We start from the raw sequence: 24253 nt of genomic DNA, 5'->3' as shown, positions 1-24253 counted from the left end.
CTCCATTAACCGCGTTCGTTTAGGTTTTGCCCTGCCACGTTGACCCGCTCGCCCGAGCCGAATCCTGCGTCCTGCCTGCCGGACCGCCGTTCGGGAGGCGCCGGCGCGGTCGGGTCCGAACGGGTTCGATCAGGAGCCGAAGTGATGCGCGTAAGCCTGCGCGGCGAAGAAGCCGCCGCTCCTGCATTTCCGCCGGCCGTGCGCGGCCGCGTGCGCGAGATGTGGAGCCGGCTCGCCTGCGCGGGGGCGGCGGCGCTGCTGCTCGCCGGCTGCCAGACCAGCGACACCACCGGCTCGGTCGGCAAGCCCGTTGGGCCGAACGACTATTTCACCACCGGGCAGGAGCTGCGCTTCACCGAATCGAACCCGACGGGGTTCCGGCCGTGGAGCAGCCAGATGCCGGCCTACCGCCTCGGCGCGGGCGACAAGCTGAAGATCAAGTATTTCCTCACCCGCGAGATGGACGAGGACCTGACCGTCGCCCCGGACGGCACCATCGCGCCGCGCGCCATCGGGCAATTGCGCGTCGAGGGCCTGACCCTCGCGGCGGCGCAGGAATCGGTGCGCCGCGCCTCCAAGGTCGAGCTCACCGACCAGAAGGTGGTGATCTCGCTGGAGGAGGCGGTCTCCGCCAAGGTCTATATCGGCGGCATGGTCGAGCGGCCCGGCCCGTACAATCTCTCGGAGATGCGCAACGGCACGCTGCAGAGCATCCTCACCGCCGGCGGCTTCACCGAGGAGGCCCGCACCGGGCAGGTGGCAATCATCCGCCGCGGGCCGGACAATTTGCCCATGCTGCGCCTGATCAACGTCAAGGACATCATCCAGACCGGCTTCACGCTCGACGACGTGCAGCTCGCCTCCGGCGACATCATCTACGTGCCGCGCAGCTCGATCTCCGAGCTCAATGTCTGGATCGACCAGTTCATCGAGAAGGTGGTGCCCTTCCAGCGCACCTTCAACTATACGCTGGGCACGCAGGGCACGACGTTCTGATTGGCTGGCGAGGATCGGCACCGATGACGGCGGGAACGGGCGACGAGGTGCAAGCGGGCGTCGACGTCCCGCCACCCGCCGGAATTCCCGAAGTGACCTATCTCGGGGTGCCGGTCGCGCGGCTCGACGCCGGGCAGGCCGCGACGCGGATCGCCGCCCGCCCGCCGGGAGCGCCCTTCGCCTATGTGGTGACGCCGAATGCGGCGCATTTCACCCGCATCCACCTCCTGGACGACACGCGCTTCCGCGACGTCTACGCCCATGCCTGGATGCGGCTGCTCGACGGGCAGGTGCCGCGGGCGCTGGCGAAGCTGCTGTTCGGGCTCGACCTCCCGCACGCGGCCGGCAGCGACACCACGGCCGCCTTGCTCCAGCGCCATATCGGCCCGGACGACGTGGTGGCGGTGATCGGCGGCAGCGAGGAGGTGCCGAAGCGCCTTGCAAGCCTCTATGGCCTGCGCTGCATCGCCCATCACAACCCGCCCATGGGCTTCATCGAGCGGCCGGAGGAGGTCGAGACCTGCGTCGACTTCATCCTCGCCCATCCCGCGCGCTACGTGTTCTTCGGGGTGGGCACGCCGCAGGGCGAATATCTCGCCTACCGCGTCTGGCAGCATGGCGGCGCGGTCGGCACCGGGCTCTGCGTCGGCGGCGCGCTCAACTTCGCCACCGGGCTGACCACCCGCGCCCCGGAATACATCCGTAGGGCCGGGCTTGAATGGGCGCACCGGCTGGCGCTCAATCCCGTCGGCCATGCCCGGCGCGTCTTCGTCGACTCCCTACCGGTGCTGTGGATCGCGCTGGCGGCGCGGCTCAACCCGGCGGCCTATGGCATGAAACGGGAGAAGGACCGGCGATGAACGGGGCGGGCAAGCGCAGAGCGGTGGTGACGCTGCCGCGTGCCTTCGTGCCCGTGGCCGAGCCGCTCTCCACCGAGCGCTTCTCCGCTCCGCTGACGACGGCGGCGCTGGTGTTCGTCCTGCCGCTCTTCGCCCAGAGCTTCTACTATCTGCACGACTTCGCCCCGCCTTACCTGCTCTCCAAGGCGTGGCCGCTGCTCATGCTGCCGTTCAGTCTCTACGGGCTGGTGCGGCTGCGGCTGCCGGCGCGGCACCTCTACCTCGCCTTCCTCGCCTACACGATCGGCTTCACGCCCTTCGTCTCGATGCTCCAGCTCGGCAACGGGCTGATCGACGCGCTGACCACGACGGTGAAGGTCTGGCCGCTCAGCTACTACTTCGCGCTGTCGGCGTTCCTCTTCTGGCTGGCGCCGAGCTATGCCCGTACCCGGAGCGTGCTGGTGTGGCTGGGGGCGACGACCTTCATCCTCATGCTAGTGCTGTGGCTATTGGTGCCGACGAGCTGGTACGTGAACAATCCCGAGCTCGGCAAGCTGTTCATGGTCGAGGACGAGCGCGGCTACCGCATCTACATGCCGATGTTCTTCGGCACGCTGTTCCTGTTCTACCTGACGCGCCGCTTCATGCTGCGGCCGGACGTGCTGACGCCGCTGGCGATCCTCGCCGGCTTCGTGCTGCTGCTGGTCATCTATAAGCAGCGTGCGGCCATAGGCGGGGCGCTGCTCGTCTGCGTCTATGCGGTGGTCGTGTCGATGGCGCCGCGCCTGCGCCTGCTTGTGACCGGGCTGATGCTGGCGGTGGTGCCGCTCGCCATCGGCTATTTCGTGCTGCGGAACGCAGAGGGCCTCGTGCAGTCGCTCGGCGGCTCGCTGACCGTGCGCCAGACCTCGCTGGCGCTGGCCGGCAACTTCCTCGGCGACGATCCCTGGCGCTGGCTGTTCGGCGTCGGCGCCACCACCCGCTTCGGCAGCATCACGCTCGCCCAGATCGTCGGCAACAGCAATTTCTACGTCGCCGACCTCGGCTGGTTCGGCGTCGCGTTCGAATACGGGCTGCTCGGGGCGCTGCTGCTCGCCGCGCTGTACGGTTGGGGCTTCCTGACCGTGGTGCGCGTCACGCGGGGGCTGGAGGACGACCCGATGGCGCTCGCGCTCGGCGACTACATCCTCTACATGCTCGCCACCTCGGCGGTCTATTCGCTGGTGTTCACGCCGGGCGAGCTCGGCGTGGTCATGGCGCTCGCGGTCTATCTCGCGCGCGAGCGCCGGCGCCCTCCCTCGACACCGGCGCCGGCCGGCCCCATAAGCTTCACCGTCAATCCTCACCGCGTCAGGACCACAGATGCTGCGGCGCGTCGCCAAACTCCTGCATGAACCCGCCTTCCGGCGCGCACCCCTGACCGTGATCGGTCGCGGCGTGAGCTGGGCAATCAACGTGGCGCTGGGGCGCAGCCCGGTGTTCGAGCTGGTGCCCGGCGCGCGGCTGCGCGTGCCCTCCGACATGCGCTTCACCTCGGTCACGGCTTACCTCTTGCGCGATGCGGTCGAGCCGGAGCTGAATTATCTCCAGGACTTCGTGCGTCCCGGCGACGTGTTCATCGATGTCGGCGCCAATATCGGCCTGTTCACGCTGAAGGCGGCGCCGCGCGCGGCGCGTGTCGTCGCGGTGGAGCCGGGCGAGGAAGCCCGCCGCCAGCTCGACGCCAATGTCGCGCTCAACGGCTTCACCAATGTCGCGCTGGTCCATAAGGCGCTCTCCGACGCGCCCGGACGCGCGGCGCTGTTCCACAACCCGCTCGGCCACGACCCGCAGGCCTTCTCGCTGATCAGCGACGGCACGGATTCCGAGACCGAGACGGTCGAACTCACCACGCTCGATCTCCTCGTGCGCGAGCTCGGCCTGCCGCGCGTCGACTGCATCAAGATCGACGTCGAGGGCGCGGAAGGGCAGGTGATCGCCGGCGCCGGCGAGACGCTGGCGGCCTACCATCCGACCGTCATCTTCGAGATGAACTGCCCGACGCTGATGAAGGCGCGCGGTGATGCGAGCGCGGCATGGAACGCGCTGGCGGCGCAGGGCTACGGCTTCTACCGCCTCTCCGACGACGGCGAACTGGAGCCGCTGACGACGCGCCCGACCGAGTTCATGAATGTCGTCGCCCGCCATGGCGGCGGCGCGGCGCTGCACTGATCACGGCATCGGCGCGGCGCAGTCGGTCTTCTCCAGCGTGACGCAGATCAGCGCGGCGAGCGAGCGGTAGTCCGGATTGTCCGGTCCCGGCGGGCCGGGCGGCTCCTCGCGCAGCGCGTAGAGCATGGCGCCCGCGCCGGGATCGGACAGCACGCCGGCCAGCGTCTTGGCCGTGGTGTCGATGGTGAAGCGCGGGCCGCCATTGGTCGAAGGCATCACGGCGATGCCGAGCGCCAGCGGCCCCTTCCACACCGCGCGATAGGCGCGGAAAGCCTGCGCCGGGTGATAGGACGGGCCGGCGTCGTAGCTCATGATCGAGACGAGATCGAGCTCGGCCGCCGCCGGTGAGCGCAGCACCGCCAGCATCGAGCCGGTCCACGGGCTGCGCGGCGGCGCGCTCGCGAAGGCGCCCTCGCCATAGGCGCCGACGCTCCAGCCGGCGGCGCTGAGGACCGCCGGCCGCGGCAGCGCGGCGCGGAGGCGGCGCACGAGGCTGACGGAGAGGGCGTCGTCGGCGCAGCGCATCCGCCCCTGCACGGAAATGCAGCGCGGGTCGGCCGGCTCGAAGTCGAAGTCGACGCCGTCGGCGCCGAGGTCGCGCACCAGACGCGCCAGCGCCGCCTCGTCGAGCTTGTCCCAGCCGTGATAGGTCGCCCCACCCACCGCCAGCAGCACGCGGATATCCGGCAGGCGCGATTTCAGCAGCGCGATGGCGTGCTTCAGCACGGCGCCGGAATAGGGGTATTGCAGGCCCGTGCCGGTGAGGTCGAGGCCGCCTTTGTAGGCGAGGTCCGGCTTCACGAAGCTCAGCGCGACATGGGTGAGATAGCCTGGCAGCCGGGCGATGGTCGTCTCTTCCGCCCGCGTCGCCGGCACCTCGTACCAGCTCGCATGATAGGCGAGGAACGGCCGGCCGGCCTCCGCCTGCGCCCGCCCGCTGGCGAGGAGCAGCGCGAGGGCGACGAGGGCTAGTGTCAGAACGCCCGACCTTAAAACGCCGACGTGTCGGCGAGGCCCTTGGTCATGGTCAGCAGGATGATGCGGATGTCGAACCATATCGACCAGTTCTCGATGTAGTAGAGGTCGAGCTCGACGCCACGCGCGGCCTTCTCGACCGTATGGATGCCGCCGCGCATGCCGTTGATCTGCGCCCAGCCGGTGATGCCGGGCTTCATGCGGTAGCGCGCGACATAGTCGCTGATCGCCTCGTACTGCTTGTCCTCGATGAGCATGTTCGGCACATGCGGGCGCGGGCCGACCACCGACATCTCGCCGCGCAGCACGTTGAGGAGCTGGGGGATCTCGTCGATGGAGAAGCTGCGCAAAAGCGCCCCGATACGGGTGATGCGTGGGTCCGCGCGCACGGCGCCGATCGAGCCGTCGTCCTGCGGATCGAAGCGCATGGTGCGTAGCTTGTAGACCATGAATTCGCGCCGGTTCAGCCCGACGCGGGCCTGGCGGAACAGCACGGGGCCGGGCGAATCCAGCTTGATGGCGAGCGCGGCCAGCAGCAGCACGGGCGAGAAGACCAGGAGCCCGACCGCGGCGATGGAATAATCCTCCAGCGCCTTGAGCAGACCGAGCGAGCCCTTCAGCGGGCGCTGCTGGATCTGCAGCGCCGGCAGGTCGGAGATGTGGGTGACGCGCGCCGTCGCGGTGGAGAAGACGCCCGGCTCCATCTCCACCATGACGTCGGTGGCGACGCGGTGCAGCTTGCGGGCGAGGCTCCCGATGGCGCGCATGTCGTCCCAGCCGCGGGTGACGATGACGAGATCGAACATGCCGGCCTTGGCGATTTCCAGCAGGTCGTCGATGTCGCCGAGGGCGGGCGGCACGTCGTCACCGGCCTGCTCGGCCTCGCTCGCCTCGCGCCCGCCATCGCGGAAGACGCCGACGAAGGACAGCAGCCCGGTGGAATCGGCATCGATTCGGTAGCGCTCGATCAGCGCATAGGCGCGGTCGAGGTCGCCGATGACGACGGTGTTGCGCACCAGCAGCTTGCGGGCGTTCACCCAGGCGATGCCCGCCCGCACCAGCACGAGGCGGCCGAACAGCAGCGCGATCAGCGTCAGGGCAGCCCAGGGCCCGAAGGCTTCGGGATCGCCGGGCTGCGGCGGCACGAGGGCGTAGTAGACGAGGAAGATGGCGAGCAGGGCCGGCACGAGGCCGACGAGGACCTGGACGATCTGGCGCCGGGCCCGGCTGTAGTGCTCCACCCGGTAGGCCGAGCCGAACAGCATGACGGTGCAGTAGATGGCGGCGCCGATGAGGCCCAGCACGCCCATCTGGGTCCAGCTGAAGACGTGCCAGATCGCGTAGTAGACGATGGCGGCCAGCAGGATCATGGCGAGGTCGCAAAGGATGACCAGCCGGTTGATCAGGCCATGCGTCCAGCCGGTCATGGTGCGGCGTCCGAAAACGAGCGGAAGCTCGCCGGCTGCAGCGGGGCCGGACGGGTCAGCCGCCCCGACCGCCGCACGCGGGAGAGGAGGGATAGTGCCATGCATGAAGGTGACATCACCGCGCCGGTTCGAACGCCATCGTCAGGGCATTCTATGTCACGGTGAATTACCATTTGGTCTATCCCGCCTGCTACATGCCGAAGGTAGCGGAAGGATTCCGTTAGGCTAGATTCCCCCGCGCACGCGGTCGCTTAGATTGCGTCGGTCGCGGATGATGCCGGCGAGCATCGCCTCCTGCTCCGGCGTGCGCGGCAGCAGGCCGAGCTGGTCGATCTGGTTGAGCGCGACGAGGCGCAGCAGGTCGTCGCGCACGGCGCCCTCAGTGTCGCGGGGCAGGGCGGGAACCGTCTGGATATGCTCGGGGGCCAGGATGTCCGGCAGGCCGGTCGCGAGGCGGGCGCGCAGCGCCTCCTCGGTCACGGAAGGCTCGGCCTCGACGAAGGCGTAGAGGCCGAAGCTGTGGCCGGCGGTGGGGAAATCGCAGATGTGCACCGCGCTGACGCCGGGCGTCGCGGCTAGCGTCGCGGCGATGCGCGGGCCCTGCTCCATGGCGCGGGGGCCGCGGCCTTCCGTGTCGTGGTAGTTGAGCAGCCGGCGGGTGACGAAGTTGTAGAGCTTCTTGCCGCTGCTCATCCAGATGCGGTTGAACAGGCTCTTGCGGGCGAGGATCTTCCTCTCGCGCGGGGTCAGCGCCTCCGGGCAGTAGCTGCGCTTCTGCTTGAGGAAGTGGCGGATATCCTCGTAAGCCGCGATGCGGAACAGCTTGCCGCGGCTCGCGAACACCATGGCGAGCTGGAAATCCATCAGCACTGCCCGTCCGTCCGCGGCGTAGAGCCAGTTCTGCGGCTTGGCGAGGTCGTTATGGGCGATGCCGCGCCGGTGGATCTCGCGCAGGCCGCGCCGCGCCGAGGCGAAGAAGGCGACATCGCCGCGCGGCTTGGCGATCTGCAAGGGGATGCCGTCGACGAAGCCGCGCACGAGGTGGCCTTCCTCCAGCGCGTAGACCGGCACGGTGTGGCCGCTGCCTTCGGCCTGCCGCAAGGCGCGCGCCTCACGTTTGGCGAAATGGCGGGCGAGCGGCTTCACCCACCATTTAACCTCGGCATAGTTGCGCCGCACGGCCGGAAACGCGTTGCCGGCCTCGTCGCGCCAGAAGCCGCGCTCGATGGTGGAGAAGGTGTCGCGCTTCAGAACCGTGTCGAGCTCGAAGGCGCCGCGCGGCGGAACGGGTCGGGTCACGCGGCGGCCTCGCGCGAGGGATCGGCGTGGCGTGCCGCCCAGTCGTCCATGTCCTTGAGCGCGCGGGCGGCCATCACCTGCTTCTTGGCGACGGTCTTCTGCGTGCCGCGCAGGCGGTTGCCCTCGGCGTCACGCGTCGGGTTGGCGTCGAGCGGCGGGAACAGGCCGAAATTGATGTTCATCGGCTGGAAGGAGCGGGGGCCGGCTTCCACCGTCTCGATATGCCCGCCGGTGATGTGGTTGAGCAACGCGCCATGCGCGGTGGTCGCCGGCGGCAGGGCCGGGGTTTCGCCACGCTGCTCGGCCGCGGCGAACAGGCCGGCCATCAGGCCCATGGCGGAACTCTCGACATAGCCCTCGCAGCCGGTGATCTGGCCGGCAAAGCGCAGGCGCGGCTCGGCCCTTAGGCGCAGCGTCGTATCGAGCAGCTTGGGCGAGTTGAGGTAGGTGTTGCGGTGAAGGCCGCCGAGCCGGGCGAACTCGGCCTTCTCCAGCCCGGGAATCATGCGGAACAGGCGCGTCTGTTCGCCATGGCGCGTCTTGGTCTGGAAGCCGACCATGTTGAACAGCGTGCCGAGCGCATTGTCCTGGCGAAGCTGCACGACGGCGTAGGGCTTCACCGTCGGGTTGTGCGCGTTGGTCAGCCCCATCGGCTTCATCGGGCCATGACGCAGCGTCTCCGGGCCGCGCGCCGCCATCACCTCGATGGGCAGGCAGCCGTCGAAATAGGGCGTATTCTCGAACTCGCGGAACGGCACGGTGTCGGAGGCGATGAGCGCGGCGACGAAGGCCTCGTACTGCTCCTTGTCCATCGGGCAGTTGATGTAGTCCGCCCCCGTCCCGCCCGGCCCCGCCTTGTCGTAGCGTGACTGGAACCAGCACACGTCCATGTCGATGGAATCGAAATGGACGATCGGCGCGATGGCGTCGAAGAAGGCGAGCGCGCGCTCGTCGGTGCGGGCGCGGATGGCCTCGGCCAGCGCCGGCGAGGTGAGGGGGCCGGTGGCGACGATCACCGAATCCCAGTCCTCCGGCGGCAGTCCGGCGATCTCGCCGCGTTCCACCGTGATCTCGGGACGGGAGGCGATGGCCTCGGTAACGGCAGCGGAGAACCCGTCGCGATCGACCGCCAGCGCGCCGCCGGCGGGGATCTGGTGGCGATCGGCGCAGGCCATGATCAGCGAGCCCAGCCGGCGCATCTCCGCATGCAGCACGCCGACCGCGTTGTTCTGCGCGTCGTCGGAGCGGAAGGAATTGGAACAGACCAGCTCGGCGAGATCGTCGGTCTTGTGGGCGTCGGTGCCGCGCTCGGGGCGCATCTCGTGCAGCACCACCGAGACGCCGCGCCGCGCGAGCTGCCAGGCGGCCTCGGAGCCGGCGAGACCGCCGCCGATGACGTGGACAGGACCCCTATGCGTGCTGCTCATGACGGCGTGATGCCCATGCCTGCGTCTGGTTCATGGCGACGGCGCGGCCGCCGCCTCTCCGGCGCGGCCTTAGCACGGAACGGGGGCAAAAAAGAAACGGCCCCGGACATCCGGGGCCGTTTCGTCACAGATAGTCTGTGCGACGCGTCGGTGCGCGCGGCTCAGGCCGCGGCAGCAGCCCGGCGCGCGACGTTGACGATCTCGCCACGCGAGACGTTGATGTCGGCGAGCGTGCGGTCATCGAGCTGCGACAGCTCGAGGATCGTGCGGCGGTACGCCTGCCAGCGGCGGATCTGCTTGGCAACAAGGCCCCAGAGCAGCATGTCGTTTCTCCATCAGTTATCGGCAAACGGTTCGCGGCCTCTCGGCACCCCGAGTAGCTGCACGTCCGTTAAGCATCCTGCTGCCTAGATATTCGACAACCTGCTCATTTGGTAGGAATTATACCGCATTCCAGCCCTGCGTCGCCTGCATGACGCGCTGCACAATTCATTCACAATCGGCGGGTCTGGCGGGCAAAGGTGGCCTGAATCAGGCGCTTTCCAGTGCCTGATCGAGGTCGGCGATGATGTCGGCGGCGTCCTCGATGCCGACCGACAGCCGCACCACGTCCGGTCCTGCGCCGGCAGCGATCTTCTGCTCCTCGGCGAGCTGGCGGTGGGTGGTGGAGGCCGGGTGGATGATCAGCGAGCGGGTGTCGCCGATATTGGCGAGGTGCGAGAACAGCTTCACGCTCGACACCAGAGCCACGCCCGCCTCGTAACCGCCCTTCAGCCCGAAGGTGAACACCGCGCCGGCGCCCTTGGGCGTGTATTGCTGGGCGAGGTTGTAGTAGCGGTCGCCCGGCAGGCCGGGATAGCTGACCCAGGACACCTTCGGGTGCTCGGCGAGGAATTTCGCCACCGCCAGCGCGTTGTCGCAGTGCCGCTGGACGCGCAGCGGCAGCGTCTCGATGCCGGTGAGGATCAGGAAGGCGTTGAAGGGCGAGAGCGCCGGTCCGAGGTCCCGCAGGCCGAGCGCGCGGGCGGCGATGGCGAAGGCGAAATTGCCGAAGGCTTCGCCGAGGACGATGCCCTCATATTCCGGCCGCGGCTGCGACAGGAAGGGATAGCGCCCGTCGCGCAGCCAGTTGAACGAGCCGCCGTCGACGAGGATGCCGCCGATCGAGTTGCCGTGGCCGCCGAGGAACTTGGTGGCCGAATGGATGATGATGTCGGCGCCGTGCTCGAAGGGGCGGATGAGGTAGGGCGTCGCCAGCGTGTTGTCGACGATGAGCGGCACGCCGGCGCGCTTGGCGATCTTCGCGATCGCCGCGATGTCGGTGACGATGCCGCCGGGATTGGCGATGGATTCGACGAAGATCGCCTTGGTGCGCGGCGAGACCGCGCGCTCGAAGGAGGCGATGTCGTCGGTATCCGCCCAGACGACGTTCCAGCCGAAGCTCTTGAAGGCGTGGTTGAACTGGTTGATCGAGCCGCCATAGAGCTTGCTGCCGGCGATGAACTCGTCGCCTGGGGCCAGCAGGGTCTGGAAGGTGAGCAGCTGCGCCGCATGGCCCGAGGCCACCGCCAGCGCCGCCGTGCCGCCCTCGAGTGCCGCCACGCGCTCCTCGAGCACCCCATTGGTCGGGTTGCCGATGCGGGTGTAGACGTTGCCGAACGCCTTGAGCCCGAACAGCGAGGCGGCGTGGTCGACATCGTCGAACACGAAGGAGGTGGTCTGGTAGATCGGCGTCGCCCGCGCCTTGGTCGTCGGGTCCGGCTGGGCCCCGGCATGGATGGCGAGCGTGGCGAAGCCGGGAGCGTGCTGCGGGGCGTCGGTCATCGGGGTCTCCTGTCGGCGCTCATGGATGGGGCCTTATTACCAGTGTCGCCGTGCCGGTAAAAAACGCAAGATCATTGGCAAAAGAAATAAACAGCAGGCCGACCCTGTTGTTTTTGGTCGCCGCGCTGACAGCTTGCCGACAGCTTACCCGCTCTAGCGTGCCGCTGCTTTCGAGGGGCAGGGGACATGCAGGGCAGGTTGAACATATGGCGGCGCTGGCTGACGCGCGGGCTCGCCGGCGGTCTCGTTCTGGTCGGGCTTTATGCCGGCTGGGCCTATGCGAACGGCAATCTGCACACGGTGGTGGAGGGCGAGCTCTACCGCTCCGCCACCCTTTCCTCCGCCCAGCTGCAAGAGGTGATCGAGAGCCGCGGCATCCGCACCATCGTCAACCTGCGGGGGCGCAACGCATACAGCGCCTGGTATCGTGAGGAAGCGCGCGTCGCCGCCGAGACCAATGTGAAGCTCATCGACCTGCCCTGGCTGGCGTCGCGCGAGCTCACCGATGCGCAGGTGGCGGCTTTCTTCGAGGTGCTCGCCGATGCGCCGCGCCCTATCCTGATCCACTGCCGTTCCGGCGCCGACCGGACGGGCCTTGCCGCGGCACTGTATCTCGCGGCGATCAAGAAGGTGGACGAGTTCACCGCCGAGCTGCAGCTCTCCCTCCTGTTCGGCCATATCAGCCTGCCCTTCGCGCCCTTCTATGCGATGGACGAGACGTTCGAGCGGCTGGAGCCGAGCCTCGGCTATCCCGACAGCTGAGCGGCTACTGCGCCGCCGGCAGCCGCAGGCGGGGAATCTCGATGGCGGGGCAGCGGTTCATGATCACCGCGACGCCGGCCGCTTCTGCCTTGGCGGCGGCCTTGTCGTCACGCACGCCGAGCTGACTCCAGATCAGCTTCGGCCGGGGTGAGAGGGCAAGCGCCTCGTCGACCACGCCGGCGAGATATTCTGGCGCGCGGAACACGTCGACCATGTCGACAGGCTCGGGGATGTCGGCGAGGCGGGCATAGAAGGTGAGCCCGTTCTGCTCCTTGCCCGCCTGTCCGGGATTTACGAGGAACACCTTGTAGCCGTGGCGTGCGAGGAAGTTGGCGACGCCGTGGCTCGGCCGCGCCGGGTTCGGGCTGGCGCCGACCACGGCGATGGTGCGGACCTTGCCGAGCCAGTCGGCGATGAAGGCGTCGTCGTAATGATCGTGGTTCATCGGCGTTTCCGGCATTGTCGGGTCCTTCCATATGGGACGCGACCGTGCCAAAGCGAAGAGGCGGCGCCATGAACGGCACTCGGAAACGCGATTTTCAAGGACTTAGGACAAGGTACGAAAGTACCTATTTTCCAAGCTATTGATTTCTAAGTGTTATTCGTGATCCTTACACATTGACGTTGCGCGGCGTCTCGGGTAGAAGCCCCGCCACGAAGACGTGCGGGCTCTCCGCACCCTTGCCAATGGACATTCCCATGAAGACTTATTCGGCAAAGCCCGCCGATGTTGAGAAGAAGTGGGTCGTGATCGACGCCTCCGGCCTCGTCGTCGGCCGTCTGGCTGTTCTGATCGCCACCCGTCTCAAGGGCAAGCACAAGCCGACCTACACCCCCCACGTCGATTGCGGCGACAACGTCGTCGTCATCAACGCCGACAAGGTGGTGCTGACCGGCAACAAGCGCAACGACAAGGTCTACTACCACCACACCGGCTTCCCGGGTGGCATCAAGGAGCGGACCGCGAAGTTCATCCTCGAAGGCCGCTTCCCCGAGCGCGTGGTCGAGAAGGCGGTCGAGCGCATGCTGGCGCGCGGCCCGCTCGGCCGCAAGCTGATGGGCAACCTGCGCGTCTACAAGGGTGCCAGCCACCCGCACGAGGCTCAGCAGCCGGTTACGCTCGACGTCGCCGCGCTCAACCGCAAGAATGTGGGGATCTGACCATGGCTGAGCTCATTCAGTCGCTCGACGGGCTCGAGGCCCTGAAGTCCCAGTCCGCCGAGGCCCCCAAGCATGTCCAGAAGCTGGACAAGCAGGGCCGCGCCTATGCCACCGGCAAGCGCAAGAACGCGGTCGCCCGCGTGTGGGTGCGTCCGGGCACCGGCAAGATCCTCGTCAACGAGCGCGACGTCGAAACCTATTTCGCCCGTCCCGTTCTGCGCCTGATCATCCAGCAGCCCTTCGCTACCGCCGCCCGCACCGGCCAGTACGACGTGGTCGCCACCGTTTCCGGCGGCGGTCTCTCCGGCCAGGCCGGCGCGCTGCGCCACGGCATCTCCCGCGCGCTCACCTATTACGAGCCGGAGCTGCGCGGCCCGCTGAAGAAGGGCGGCTTCCTCACCCGCGATTCGCGCGTGGTCGAGCGCAAGAAGTACGGCCGGGCCAAGGCTCGCCGGAGCTTCCAGTTCTCGAAGCGCTGATACGGCGTTCCATCCATTCGGCGAAAAGGGCGGGCCTCGGGCCCGCCCTTTTTGCTTTGGGAGGGCGCGCGTTCGCCGGTACTGTGGCGCGGGGCTTTGTCGTTTCGGGGCATCGGTTCATCCGAGCATCTCATGCTGCTTGATCCCTGGACGCTGTGGCTGGTGGTCCTCATCGTCGGACTGCTGCTCGCAGGGTCGATGCTGTTCGTCTGGTTCCTCACGCCAGAGGAATCGGCACTGGGCTATTGGTCCGCCTTCACCGGGCTGCTGGTGGCAGGCGTCTCCGCCGGCATGGCGCGGGGGCTGATCCCGGATTTCGCCTCGATCGAGCTCGGCAACGCCGCGATATTGCTGGCCTACGGCTTCATCTGGAGCGGGCTGCGCCGCTTCGACCGGCGAAGGCCGCGGCTCTTCTATGCCGTCCTCATCGCGCTCGCCTGGATCGCGCTGTGCCAGCTGCCGCCCTTCCGGGAATCGGTCGGCAGCCGGGTGATCCTGATCTCGGCGCTCATCGGCCTGTTGGCGACGCTGGGCCTCGTGCAGACATGGCGCGGCTGGACCACGCCGTCGCGCCCGCGGCTGGCGGTGTTCGTCGTGCTGCTCCTGGTGCTGGTGCTGAACCTCGCGCGCATCCCGCTGATGCCGACGCAGGTGAGGCAGAACCAGCTCATCACCTTCACCGAGCCGCACAATGCGGTGGTCGGGCTGGTGGCGATCGGCGTCGCCATCTTCCTCAACTACGCGCTGGTGCTGATGGTGCGCGAGCGTGCCGAGCTGCTCCACCGCAGCGCTGCGCGGCGCGACGAACTGACCGGCCTGCTCAACCGGCGCGGGTTCAGCGAGCTCGCGCTGGCGAACTGCGAGACGGCCGGGCCGGTGGCGCTGATCATCCTGGACATCGACCACTTCAAACAGGTCAACGACCGCTTCGGCCATGCCACGGGCGACCGCGTGCTGGAGGCGTTCGCCCATGTGCTGCGGATCAACCTGCGCCAGGCCGACATCGTCGGGCGCATCGGTGGCGACGAGTTCGCCGCGCTGCTGCCCGGCGCCAGCGAGGCCGCTGCGGGGCAGGCGGCGGAGCGCATCCGTGAAGCCTTCCAGGCCGGCGTCGGCCAGATGCGGCCCGACGGGGCGCGGGTGGAGTGCTCCTCCAGCATCGGCGTCGCCTGCGGCGACTTCCCGGACGCCCCCAGCGACGGTGCGGCGCGGCTGGAGGCCTTGCTGGCCTGGGCCGACAGGGCGCTCTACGAGGCGAAGTCGGCCGGCCGCAACCGGGTGGTCGTGACGCAGGCTTCCTGAGGCAGGCCGGTCACGCGACGTAGCGTCATCGCCGCCGATTTTCTTTGCGGTGGCGCCGCGATTGGCAATAGTTCAACGACTTTCCGCGCGGTCCTCGAGTCCGGTCGCCCCTGCATGAGCTTCGATCCGTTGACCCTCTGGTCGGTCGTCCTGTTGGTCGTGCTGATGCTGGCGGCCATCATGGCGCTGGTCTGGCTGTTGACGCCGGAGGAGACCGCCCTGCTTCACTGGGCGGCGTTCTGCACCGTGTTCGTGATCGGCCTCGCCGGCGTGATGTCGCGCGGGCTGGTGCCGGATTTCGTCTCCGTCCAGCTCGCCAACGCCGCGGTGTTCGTCGGCTACGGGCTGGTATGGACCGGCCTGCGTGCCTTCGACCGGCGCCGCCCGAGGCTGGTCTATGCGTTCATCGCGCCGGCGGTGTGGATCGCGCTGTGCCAGCTTCCCTTCTTCCGCGATTCGATCGTGCATCGCATCCAGCTGAGCTCGGTCATCGTCGTCGTGCTCCTCTTCCTGTGCATCTCGCAGGTCTGGAAAGGCTGGGTGACGCCCTCGCGCATGCGGGGGCTGTTGCTGGGGCTGCTCACACTGTCGCTGACCATGACGGTACTGCGGGCCCCGTTCGCCACCTTCATGGTCGACGACAACCGATTGATCCTGTTCTCCAATCCGAGGCTCGCCTGGATCGGGCTCTTCGCCATGCTGCTGCTGATCTGCGTCGGCTTCACGCTGGTGCTGCTGGTGCGTGAGCGGGTCGAGCTGCGCTATCGCAGCGCCGCCCAGCACGACGAGCTGACGGGGCTGTTTAACCGGCGCGGCTTCATGGAGGAGGCGGTGCCGGCCAGCCGCAAGGGCGGGCCTATGGCGCTGATGGTCCTCGACCTCGATCGCTTCAAGCAGGTGAACGACCAGTTCGGCCATGCCGCCGGCGACCGGGTGCTGGTGCTGTTCGCCGAGGTGCTGCTGCTGGAGCTGCGGCCCGGCGACGTCGCGGCGCGGATTGGCGGCGAGGAATTCGCGGCCCTGTTGCCGGATGTGCGGCCGGAGACCGCCCGGCAGATCGCCGAGCGCATACGCGGCAGCTTCCGCCAGGAGCTGAACCGGCTGAAGCTCGGTGCCGGCACGCTGGAATGCTCGGTCAGCATCGGGCTGGCGCTGGGGGCGGCGCCGCAGGGCCCGGCGCGCGAGGAGATCGAGGCGGCGATCCTGCGCAACATGGCGCGCGCCGACGCGGCGCTCTACGAGGCGAAGGCGCAGGGCCGCAACCGCATCGAGGTCGCCGCCATCGTGGCCGAGGACCGGCCGGCGGCGTGAGTATCTGGCTCGCAATCCCTTCGGCTCGCCATAACCACCCTCCCGCCCTCATGGCCGGGCTTGGCCCGGCCACCCAGTGACCGGGCGCACCCGGTCCTCCTGGGTCCGCGGGTCAAGCCCGCGGATGAGGGAAGTGGAATTTCCAGTCGGACCTGACGGCCGGCACGACCCCAACGAAAAAGGGGCGCCCGAAGGCGCCCCTTTCCGTCTCGTCAGCCGAAGAGCGGCTCAAACCGAGTAGTACATCTCGTACTCGACGGGGTGCGGCGTCATCTCGAAGCGCATCACCTCGGTCATCTTCAGCTCGATATAGGAGTTGATGAAGTCGTCGTCGAAGACGCCGCCCTTCTTGAGGAACTCCCGGTCCTTGTCGAGCGAGGACAGCGCCTCGCGCAGCGAGCCGCAGACGGTCGGGATCTTCTTCAGCTCGCGCGGCGGCAGATCGTAGAGGTCCTTGTCCATCGCCGGACCCGGATCGATCTTGTTGAGGATGCCGTCGAGGCCGGCCATCAGCAGCGCGGCGAAGGCGAGGTAGGGGTTCGCGCCGGGGTCCGGGAAGCGGGTCTCGACGCGCTTGGCCTTCGGCGAGGTGGTGTAGGGGATGCGGCAGGAGGCCGAGCGGTTGCGCGCCGAATAGGCGAGCAGCACCGGCGCCTCATAGCCCGGGACCAGACGCTTGTAGGAGTTGGTCAGCGGGTTGGTGAAGGCGTTGAGCGCCTTGGCGTGCTTGATGACGCCGCCGATGTACCACAGGCATTCCTGGCTGAGGTCGGCATATTTGTTGCCGGCGAACAGCGGCTTGCCGCCCTTCCAGATCGACTGGTGCACATGCATGCCCGAGCCGTTGTCGCCGAAGACGGGCTTGGGCATGAAGGTCGCGGTCTTGCCGTAGACGTTGGCGACCTGGTGGATGCAGTACTTGTAGATCTGCAGGTGGTCGGCCATCGTCACCAGCGTGTTGAACTTCAGGCCGAGCTCGTGCTGGGCGGAAGCCACTTCGTGGTGGTGCTTCTCGACCTTGGCGCCCATGCGCGCCATTGCCGCCAGCATCTCGCCGCGCATGTCCTGCGCGCTGTCGACCGGCGGGACCGGGAAGTAGCCGCCCTTGGTGCGCACGCGGTGACCGAGGTTGCCACCCTCATATTCGGTGTCGGCATTGGTCGGCAGCTCGATCGAATCGAGCTTGAAGCCGGTGTTGTAGGGGTCGGCCTTGTAGCGCACGTCGTCGAAGATGAAGAACTCGGCCTCGGGGCCGATATAGACGGTGTCGCCGATGCCGGTGGACTTCAGATAGGCCTCGGCCTTCTTGGCCATGCCGCGCGGGTCGCGCGTGTAGGGCTCGCCGGTGGTCGGCTCCAGGACGTCGCACACCACGACCAGCGTGGTCTCGGCGAAGAACGGATCGATGCAGACGGAATCGAGGTCCGGCTGCAGGTGCATGTCGGACTCGTTGATCGCCTTCCAGCCGGCGATGGAGGAGCCGTCGAACGCCTGGCCGTCGGCGAAGAAGTCCTCGTCGACCATCGAGATATCGAAGGTCACGTGCTGCCACTTGCCGCGCGGATCGGTGAAGCGGAGGTCGACGTATTTTACGTCGTTATCCTTGATTAGCTTCAATACATCCTTGGCCGTCGTCATCTTGTCCGTACCTCTTTCGATACTGCCGGTTTTTAGGGCAGGTGGGTCCCAAGCGTTTGGTCGCACAACGAGACGCGCCGCATCGGCCAGGATGCGGCGCGCTCTATGGGCACAACCATACTACGCTTGTTGCCGGCTGTCAGATGGCTCGGCACCCTATCTGATTACGCCTGAAGCAGGCCGTCAGATGGCGTCGACGCCGGACTCGCCAGTACGGATGCGGATGGCTTCCTCGATGTTCGAGACGAAGATCTTGCCGTCGCCGATGCGCCCGGTCTGGGCGGCGCGGCGGATCGCGTCGATGGCGGTTTCCACCGTCTCGTCGCTGACGACGATCTCGATCTTCACCTTGGGCAGGAAGTCCACGACGTACTCGGCGCCGCGGTAGAGTTCCGTATGCCCCTTCTGCCGGCCGAAGCCCTTGGCCTCGGTGACGGTGATGCCCTGCAGGCCGACTTCCTGCAGCGCCTCCTTCACCTCGTCCAGCTTGAAGGGCTTAATGATGGCCTCGATTTTCTTCATCTGATCTCGTCTCCCTGACTCGACGATCCGCGACGCCCGGCCGAGTCGGGTCGCGTAGAAGCAGAACCCATGCCAAGCACTTCCGTCGCTGCCAAAATAGCGGGATATCAGATCATTGCACGGAGGAAACCGGGAGCGACAACGGATATTTTCGTTGAGTTGGCTAATTAATAATCAGTATGCCCATATATTAGGCTGTTATTCCAGAAGACTGCCGATTCATCGCGCGCGGAAATTAGGCAGATGCCGCGCATTGCTGCGTCCTGGCCGCGTCTCACCCGCTTACCGGCGAAGCCTCGCCTCGCGCCGGGCTTTTCGCCTAAGCTGCGCGGCGGCCGCCGGCGCCGCTCGTCGGTCCGCCCAGGGTGCATGCGAATGGAACTTCTGACCCCCGACGAGATGGGCCGCGCCGACGCCTTCACCATCGCCAACGGTGTGCCCGGCGCCGTGCTGATGGAGCGGGCCGGCCTCGCCGTCGCCCGCGTCGCCGCGCAGGCTTCGGGCGTCGGCTCGCGCGTGCTGGTGCTGTGCGGGCCGGGCAATAATGGCGGCGACGGCTTCGTCGCGGCGCGGCTGCTCGCGGGTACCGGCTACCGGGTGCGCCTCGCCCTGCTCGGCGCGCGTGACAAACTGCGAGGCGATGCGGCGATCATGGCCGGGCGCTGGGACGGGCCGGTGGAGCCGGCCGCGGGCGCATCCTTCGAAGACGTCGACCTCGTCGTCGACGCGCTGTTCGGCGCCGGCCTCGCCCGCGACCTCGACGGTGAGGCCCGTGCATTGGTCGAGCGGGTCAATGAAAGCGGCCTGCCGGTGCTGGCGGTGGACCTGCCCTCCGGCATAGACGGCGCCACCGGCGCGGTGCGTGGCGCGGCGATCAGAGCGCGCTGGAGCGTCACCTTCTTCCGGCCGAAGCCTGGCCATTTGCTGCTGCCGGGCCGGCTGCATGGCGGCGCGCTGACCGTCGCCGAGATCGGCATAAACCCGGCGGTGCTTGACGAGATAAAGCCCCGCGCCTTCGAGGATGTGCCGGCGCTGTGGGAGCGCCACTTCCCGGTGCCGCGCACCGACGGCCACAAATATATGCGCGGCCATCTTGTCGCCGTCTCCGGTCCGGCGCAGGCGACCGGGGCGACGCGGCTCACCGCCCGCGCGGCGCTGAGGGCGGGGGCGGGGCTGGTGACGGTGGCCTGTCCGGCGCCGGCGCTGCCGATCCACGCGGCGAATCTCTCCGCCATCATGGTGCGGCCGGTCGACGATGCGGCCGACCTCGCCCGGCTGCTGGCCGACCGGCGGCTGACCACGCTCGTCATCGGGCCGGGCGTCGGCGTGGGGCAGGGCGCCCGCGACCGGCTCGTCGCCTGCGCCGACCGGCGGCTGGTGCTCGACGCCGACCTCATCACCTCCTTCAAGGGCGACGTCGACACGCTGGCCGGGCTGATCAAGGGCTCGCCCGCCGCCATCGCCACCCCGCATGACGGCGAATTCGCCCGGCTGTTCGACGGCTGCCCCGACATACTCGGCGCGCCGTCCAAGCTGGAGCGCGCGCGGGCAGGGGCCGCTCGCCTCGGCGCGGTGATCGTGCTCAAGGGGCCGGACACGGTGATCGCCGCCCCCGACGGACGCGCCGCCATCGCCGCCAATGCCCCGCCCTGGCTCGCCACGGCGGGCGCCGGCGACGTGCTGGCGGGCATAGCCGGCGGGCTGCTGGCCCAGGGCATGCCCGCCTTCGAGGCGGCGGCCGGCGCCGTGTGGCTGCATGGCGAGGCGGCGCAAGAGGCCGGCCCCGGCCTCGTCGCGGACGATCTCGTCGACGCGCTGCGCCCGGTCTATCGGCGCCTGTTCGCCAGGCTCGGCGCGCCCGTATAGGCGCTCGCAAAGCTGTGCGCGGCACGGCTCGGCGAGGGGTGCATTTTGCGCTGGCGCTGCGGCAGCGCCGTGCTATAAGCCCGCACCCGGCTGGCGGCGCCTTCTCGGGTACGCGTTTGTGCGCCCTTGGCGGGGCGATGAATGCATCCGCGGGCGTGGCGGAACTGGTAGACGCGCTGGATTTAGGTTCCAGTGGCGAGAGTCGTGGGGGTTCGAGTCCCTCCGCCCGCACCAGCTCTCCCGTTCACCGGCGCCGCTTCCGACCGATTTGCCCCGAGCGAGGCTGCGGCGTCGAGCCGTGGTCCGCGCACCGAAATTCGAGAACGCCGCGCAAGCGGGATCAGAGACGAAGGCCGATTGAACATGCAGGTCACCGAACTCCTCGCCGAAGGTCTGAAGCGCGAATATCGCGTGGTGCTGCCGGCCGCCGAACTCGACGCCAAGGCGCAGGTCCGGCTCAACGAGCTGAAGGACAAGGTCCGGCTCAACGGCTTCCGCCCCGGCAAGGTGCCGGTCGCGCACCTCAAGCGCATGTATGGCAAGTCCGTGCTGGCCGAGGTGATCGACCAGGCCGTGAACGAGGCCAACACCAAGATCGTCGAGGATGGCGGCTTCAAGCTCGCCATGCAGCCCAAGGTCGAGCTGCCGCAGGACGAGGCGGCGGTGAACGAGGTGATCGAGGGCAAGGCCGACCTGTCCTACACCGTCAACATCGAAGTGCTGCCGAAGATCGAGCTCGGCGACTTCAAGGCGATCTCCCTGGAGAAGCCGGTGCTGGCGGTCGGCGACGAGGAAGTCGAGGACACCGTCAAGCGCATCGCCGAGGCCAACCGTCCCTTCACCGCCAAGGAAGGCGCCGCCGAGAACGGCGACCGCGTCACCGTCTCCTTCGTCGGCTCGATCGACGGCGAGAAATTCGAGGGCGGCTCGGGCGAGGACATCCCGGTCGTGCTCGGCTCCAACAGCTTCATCCCCGGCTTCGAGGAGCAGCTCGTCGGCATCAAGGCGGACGAGACCCGCACGGTCAACGTGACCTTCCCGGAGGCCTACCAGGCCGCCAATCTCGCCGGCAAGGCCGCCTCCTTCGAGGTGACCGCCAAGACCATCGAGGCGCCGGGCGAGCTCAACCTCGACGACGAGTTCGCCAAGACGCTGGGCATGGACAGCCTCGAGGCGCTTAAGGAGCAGGTGAAGAGCCGCATCGCCCAGGAGCACAATGCCCAGAGCCGCAACAAGGTGAAGCGCCGCCTGCTCGACGCTTTGGACGGCCTGCACCAGTTCGAGGTGCCGCCGACGCTGGCCGAGCAGGAATTCCAGGGCATCTGGGATTCGGTGACCTCGGAGATGCAGGCGCAGAACCGCACCTTCGCCGACGAGGACACCACCGAGGAAGCCGCCCGCGCCGACTACGAGAAGATCGCGCAGCGTCGCGTGCGTCTCGGCCTGGTGCTTGCGGAAATCGGTGAGAAGAACAACATCCAGGTCAGCGACGACGAGGTGACCCGCGCCGTCGTCGAGCGTGCCCGCCAGTTCCCGGGGCAGGAGCAGCAGGTCTGGGAATTCTACCGCAACAATGCCCAGGCGCTCGCGAGCCTCCGTGCGCCGATCTTCGAGGAGAAGGTCGTCGACTTCCTGCTCGAGCTCGCCAAGGTGAAGGAAGTTCCCGTCACCCGCGAGGAGCTCTACGCCGAGGACGAGGCCGACAAGGCTGCCTGATTATTGGCCGCCTGAGGCCACTCTCATGACGGGCCGCGCCGGGCGTGGCCCGTCCGCCGCGGCTTAATGGCCCGGCAGACTGGCAGGGACACGCTTTCCCATTATTGTGGGGCGGGGTTGATTTGCGGGCGGCGCATTGCGTCGGATCGCCGAGGATCGGAATATGCGTGACCCGATAGATACTTATATGAATTACCTGGTCCCGATGGTGGTCGAGCAGACCAACCGGGGCGAGCGTTCCTACGACATTTATTCGCGCCTCCTGAAGGAGCGCATCATTTTCCTGACCGGCCCGGTCGAGGACAACATGGCGACCCTGATGGTCGCGCAGCTGCTGTTCCTCGAGGCGGAGAACCCGAAGAAGGAAATCTCGATGTACATCAACTCGCCGGGCGGGGTGGTGACGTCGGGGCTCGCCATCTACGACACGATGCAGTTCATCAAGCCGGCCGTGTCGACGCTGTGCATCGGCCAGGCGGCCTCCATGGGTTCGCTGCTGCTGACCGCCGGCGAGAAGGGCATGCGTTTTGCGCTGCCGAACGCGCGAATCATGGTGCACCAGCCTTCGGGCGGCTTCCAGGGCCAGGTGACCGACATCATGCTGCACGCGCAGGAGATCCTGAGCCTCAAGAAGCGGCTCAACGAGATCTATGTGAAGCACACCGGGCAGGACCTGAAGGCGGTCGAGGACGCGCTGGAGCGCGACAATTTCATGACCTCGGACAACGCCAAGTCCTTCGGTCTTATCGATAATGTGATCGACAAGCGCCCGGACGAAGCCCCGGCCAAGCCCTGACGGGCTCCGGCGCCGTGTTTCCGAAGCCACGCCGGCTTCCTATATTGAGGGGCGAGGGCGCGTTCTTTTGCAGCGCGCTCTTGCGTGCATCGCGGTATCGCGCTTGCATGACAACAGCATGAAGTGTCGCCGGGAGGTGTGACGGGGGACAACGCGGCAGACGCCGGTCCGCGCTAAGTCGGGGATGGCACGAATGCCCGCTTGATCGTGTCGCTTCTAGCGTGCTTGGCTGGAGCAGACGATCGGACCCTTAAGTCGCTTCCTTTTGACGGCCATTTCGAGCCGTCGCGTTTCTCCCCCCTTGGAGGCCCGCGGCGGCCTGCGAGACTGGGGCGGTCCCGGGTGTCCGGGCCGTCGAGCGGACGGAGAGACGCATGAGCAAGGTTGGCGGCGGCGACAGCAAGAACACTCTTTATTGCTCGTTCTGCGGCAAGAGCCAGCACGAGGTCCGCAAGCTGATTGCGGGACCTACCGTGTTCATCTGCGATGAATGCGTCGAGCTGTGCATGGACATCATCCGCGAGGAGAACAAGTCCTCGCTGGTGAAGTCGCGCGACGGCATCCCGACCCCGAAGGAAATCTGCAAGGTCCTGGACGACTACGTGATCGGCCAGTTCCATGCCAAGCGCGTCCTCTCGGTGGCGGTGCACAATCACTACAAGCGCCTGAACCACGCGACGAAGCATGCCGGCGACGTCGAGCTGGCCAAGTCCAACATCCTGCTGATCGGGCCGACGGGCTCGGGCAAGACGCTGCTCGCGCAGACGCTCGCCCGCATCCTCGACGTGCCGTTCACCATGGCGGACGCGACCACGCTCACCGAGGCCGGCTATGTCGGCGAGGACGTGGAGAACATCATCCTCAAGCTGCTGCAGTCGGCCGACTACAATGTCGAGCGGGCGCAGCGCGGCATCGTCTACATCGACGAGATCGACAAGATCAGCCGCAAGTCCGACAACCCGTCCATCACCCGCGACGTGTCGGGCGAAGGCGTGCAGCAGGCGCTTCTGAAGATCATGGAAGGCACGGTCGCCTCCGTGCCGCCGCAGGGCGGGCGCAAGCATCCCCAGCAGGAATTCCTGCAGGTGGACACCAGCAACATCCTGTTCATCTGCGGCGGCGCCTTCGCCGGCCTCGACAAGATCATCTCCTCGCGCGGCAAGGGCACGTCGATCGGCTTCAGCGCGGTCGTCGCCGCGCCCGAAGACCGCAAGCCGGGCGAGGTGTTCCGCGAGGTCGAGCCGGAGGATCTGCTGAAGTACGGGCTGATCCCGGAATTCATCGGCCGCCTGCCGGTGATCGCTACGCTGGGCGATCTGGACGAGGAGGCGCTGAAGAAGATCCTCGCCGAGCCGAAGAACGCGCTGGTCAAGCAGTACCAGCGGCTGTTCGAGATGGAGAATGTCGAGCTCACCATCCATGAGGAGGCGCTGGGCGCCATCGCCCGCAAGGCCATCGAGCGCAAGACCGGCGCGCGCGGCCTGCGCTCGATCATGGAAGGCATCCTGCTCGACACGATGTTCGATCTGCCCGGCCTGGAAGGGGTCGAGGAGGTCGTCATTAGCAAGGAGGTCGTCGAGCAGAACGCACGTCCGCTCTACATCTATGCGGATCGGGCGGCCGGCGATGCGGGCGCGAGTGCCTGAGGAACGGACGACGGACATGGCCGGGCGAATGCGCCCGGCCACCGATACGGGGAGCT

General features: G+C 67.6%; 22 protein-coding genes and 1 tRNA gene. 14 read left to right on the top strand and 9 right to left on the bottom strand.

The window, feature by feature from the left end; translation table 11 throughout:
• Nucleotides 1-144 precede the first annotated feature (144 nt).
• Genes SNOV_RS11180 through SNOV_RS11165 form a run of 4 tightly spaced genes read left to right on the top strand, consistent with a single transcriptional unit; the run spans nt 145 to nt 4046 of the window.
• The gene (locus SNOV_RS11180; RefSeq protein ID WP_013167038.1) at nt 145-996 is read left to right on the top strand and encodes a polysaccharide biosynthesis/export family protein; all 852 of its coding nucleotides are present in this window, start codon (nt 145-147) and stop codon (nt 994-996) included.
• Between the two features lie 23 nt (nt 997-1019).
• Entirely contained in the window at nt 1020-1856 is an 837-nt protein-coding gene (locus tag SNOV_RS11175) for a WecB/TagA/CpsF family glycosyltransferase (RefSeq protein ID WP_013167037.1), read from the top strand.
• Entirely contained in the window at nt 1853-3229 is a 1377-nt protein-coding gene (locus SNOV_RS11170; protein WP_013167036.1) for a hypothetical protein, read from the top strand. The genes SNOV_RS11175 and SNOV_RS11170 overlap by 4 nt, the downstream gene beginning before the upstream one ends.
• Nucleotides 3198-4046, top strand: a complete 849-nt coding sequence (locus SNOV_RS11165) for an FkbM family methyltransferase (protein WP_013167035.1) — start codon at nt 3198-3200, stop codon at nt 4044-4046. Before SNOV_RS11170 ends, SNOV_RS11165 begins: the two co-directional genes overlap by 32 nt.
• Here the strand turns inward: SNOV_RS11165 and SNOV_RS11160 are convergent, their stop codons facing one another.
• The 6 genes from SNOV_RS11160 to SNOV_RS11140 form a co-directional block, all read right to left on the bottom strand.
• The gene (locus tag SNOV_RS11160; protein WP_081440971.1) at nt 4047-5102 is read right to left on the bottom strand and encodes a glycosyl hydrolase family 18 protein; all 1056 of its coding nucleotides are present in this window, start codon (nt 5100-5102) and stop codon (nt 4047-4049) included.
• Entirely contained in the window at nt 5036-6448 is a 1413-nt protein-coding gene (locus SNOV_RS11155; protein WP_013167033.1) for an exopolysaccharide biosynthesis polyprenyl glycosylphosphotransferase, read from the bottom strand. The genes SNOV_RS11160 and SNOV_RS11155 overlap by 67 nt, the downstream gene beginning before the upstream one ends.
• A gap of 225 nt (nt 6449-6673) precedes the next feature.
• Nucleotides 6674-7747 carry a serine/threonine protein kinase gene (locus tag SNOV_RS11150; RefSeq protein WP_013167032.1) on the bottom strand — a complete coding sequence of 358 codons (1074 nt, stop codon included), beginning with the start codon at nt 7745-7747 and terminating at the stop codon, nt 6674-6676.
• A complete protein-coding gene (gene trmFO, locus SNOV_RS11145; RefSeq protein ID WP_013167031.1) occupies nt 7744-9174 on the bottom strand; it encodes a methylenetetrahydrofolate--tRNA-(uracil(54)-C(5))-methyltransferase (FADH(2)-oxidizing) TrmFO in 1431 nt (476 codons plus the stop codon). Before trmFO ends, SNOV_RS11150 begins: the two co-directional genes overlap by 4 nt.
• Nucleotides 9175-9335: 161 nt before the next feature.
• The gene (locus SNOV_RS22965) at nt 9336-9497 is read right to left on the bottom strand and encodes a DUF1127 domain-containing protein (protein ID WP_013167030.1); all 162 of its coding nucleotides are present in this window, start codon (nt 9495-9497) and stop codon (nt 9336-9338) included.
• Nucleotides 9498-9705: 208 nt separating this feature from the next.
• Nucleotides 9706-10998: an O-acetylhomoserine aminocarboxypropyltransferase gene (locus SNOV_RS11140; protein WP_013167029.1), complete on the bottom strand. Its 1293-nt coding sequence runs from the start codon at nt 10996-10998 to the stop codon at nt 9706-9708.
• Nucleotides 10999-11184: 186 nt separating this feature from the next.
• Between SNOV_RS11140 and SNOV_RS11135 the strand changes: the two genes are divergently transcribed.
• Nucleotides 11185-11760 carry a tyrosine-protein phosphatase gene (locus tag SNOV_RS11135; protein ID WP_013167028.1) on the top strand — a complete coding sequence of 192 codons (576 nt, stop codon included), beginning with the start codon at nt 11185-11187 and terminating at the stop codon, nt 11758-11760.
• A 4-nt stretch (nt 11761-11764) separates the two neighbouring features.
• On the opposite strand, the gene SNOV_RS11130 is transcribed toward SNOV_RS11135, so the two are convergent.
• Complete coding sequence (locus tag SNOV_RS11130) at nt 11765-12205, bottom strand: CoA-binding protein (RefSeq protein WP_041782195.1); 441 nt, start codon at nt 12203-12205, stop codon at nt 11765-11767.
• Between the two features lie 254 nt (nt 12206-12459).
• On the opposite strand from SNOV_RS11130, the gene rplM reads away from it, so the two are divergent.
• The 4 genes from rplM to SNOV_RS11110 all read left to right on the top strand — a co-directional run bounded on the left by rplM (nt 12460) and on the right by SNOV_RS11110 (nt 16013).
• Nucleotides 12460-12921, top strand: a complete 462-nt coding sequence (gene rplM / locus SNOV_RS11125) for a 50S ribosomal protein L13 (protein WP_013167026.1) — start codon at nt 12460-12462, stop codon at nt 12919-12921.
• 2 nt (nt 12922-12923) lie between these two features.
• On the top strand, nt 12924-13400 hold the full coding sequence (rpsI, locus tag SNOV_RS11120) for a 30S ribosomal protein S9 (RefSeq protein WP_013167025.1): 477 nt from the start codon (nt 12924-12926) through the stop codon (nt 13398-13400).
• A 132-nt stretch (nt 13401-13532) separates the two neighbouring features.
• Entirely contained in the window at nt 13533-14702 is a 1170-nt protein-coding gene (locus SNOV_RS22630) for a GGDEF domain-containing protein (RefSeq protein WP_013167024.1), read from the top strand.
• 114 nt (nt 14703-14816) lie between these two features.
• On the top strand, nt 14817-16013 hold the full coding sequence (locus tag SNOV_RS11110) for a GGDEF domain-containing protein (RefSeq protein WP_013167023.1): 1197 nt from the start codon (nt 14817-14819) through the stop codon (nt 16011-16013).
• 228 nt (nt 16014-16241) lie between these two features.
• Here the strand turns inward: SNOV_RS11110 and glnA are convergent, their stop codons facing one another.
• Entirely contained in the window at nt 16242-17651 is a 1410-nt protein-coding gene (glnA, locus tag SNOV_RS11105; RefSeq protein ID WP_013167022.1) for a type I glutamate--ammonia ligase, read from the bottom strand.
• Nucleotides 17652-17834: 183 nt separating this feature from the next.
• Nucleotides 17835-18173 (bottom strand): P-II family nitrogen regulator, encoded by a 339-nt coding sequence (locus tag SNOV_RS11100; protein ID WP_013167021.1) that lies wholly within the window; start codon nt 18171-18173, stop codon nt 17835-17837.
• Nucleotides 18174-18548: 375 nt separating this feature from the next.
• Here SNOV_RS11100 and SNOV_RS11095 point away from each other — a divergent pair, with 375 nt between their 5' ends.
• From SNOV_RS11095 to clpX, 5 genes are all read left to right on the top strand, one after another.
• A complete protein-coding gene (locus SNOV_RS11095; RefSeq protein WP_013167020.1) occupies nt 18549-20039 on the top strand; it encodes an NAD(P)H-hydrate dehydratase in 1491 nt (496 codons plus the stop codon).
• 149 nt (nt 20040-20188) lie between these two features.
• Nucleotides 20189-20273: transfer RNA gene (locus SNOV_RS11090), tRNA-Leu, on the top strand.
• Nucleotides 20274-20402: 129 nt separating this feature from the next.
• Nucleotides 20403-21755 (top strand): trigger factor, encoded by a 1353-nt coding sequence (gene tig, locus SNOV_RS11085; protein ID WP_013167019.1) that lies wholly within the window; start codon nt 20403-20405, stop codon nt 21753-21755.
• 163 nt (nt 21756-21918) lie between these two features.
• Entirely contained in the window at nt 21919-22551 is a 633-nt protein-coding gene (clpP, locus tag SNOV_RS11080; protein WP_013167018.1) for an ATP-dependent Clp endopeptidase proteolytic subunit ClpP, read from the top strand.
• Nucleotides 22552-22925: 374 nt separating this feature from the next.
• Nucleotides 22926-24197 carry an ATP-dependent Clp protease ATP-binding subunit ClpX gene (gene clpX / locus SNOV_RS11075; protein WP_013167017.1) on the top strand — a complete coding sequence of 424 codons (1272 nt, stop codon included), beginning with the start codon at nt 22926-22928 and terminating at the stop codon, nt 24195-24197.
• The last annotated feature ends 56 nt before the right edge of the window (nt 24198-24253 follow it).

The sequence above is a fragment of the Ancylobacter novellus DSM 506 genome (genome assembly GCF_000092925.1).
In the GTDB taxonomy this organism is placed as follows: Bacteria; Pseudomonadota; Alphaproteobacteria; order Rhizobiales; family Xanthobacteraceae; genus Ancylobacter; species Ancylobacter novellus.
Note: the sequence above shows the minus strand (reverse complement) of the source record. Positions and strands in the feature narration are given on the sequence as shown.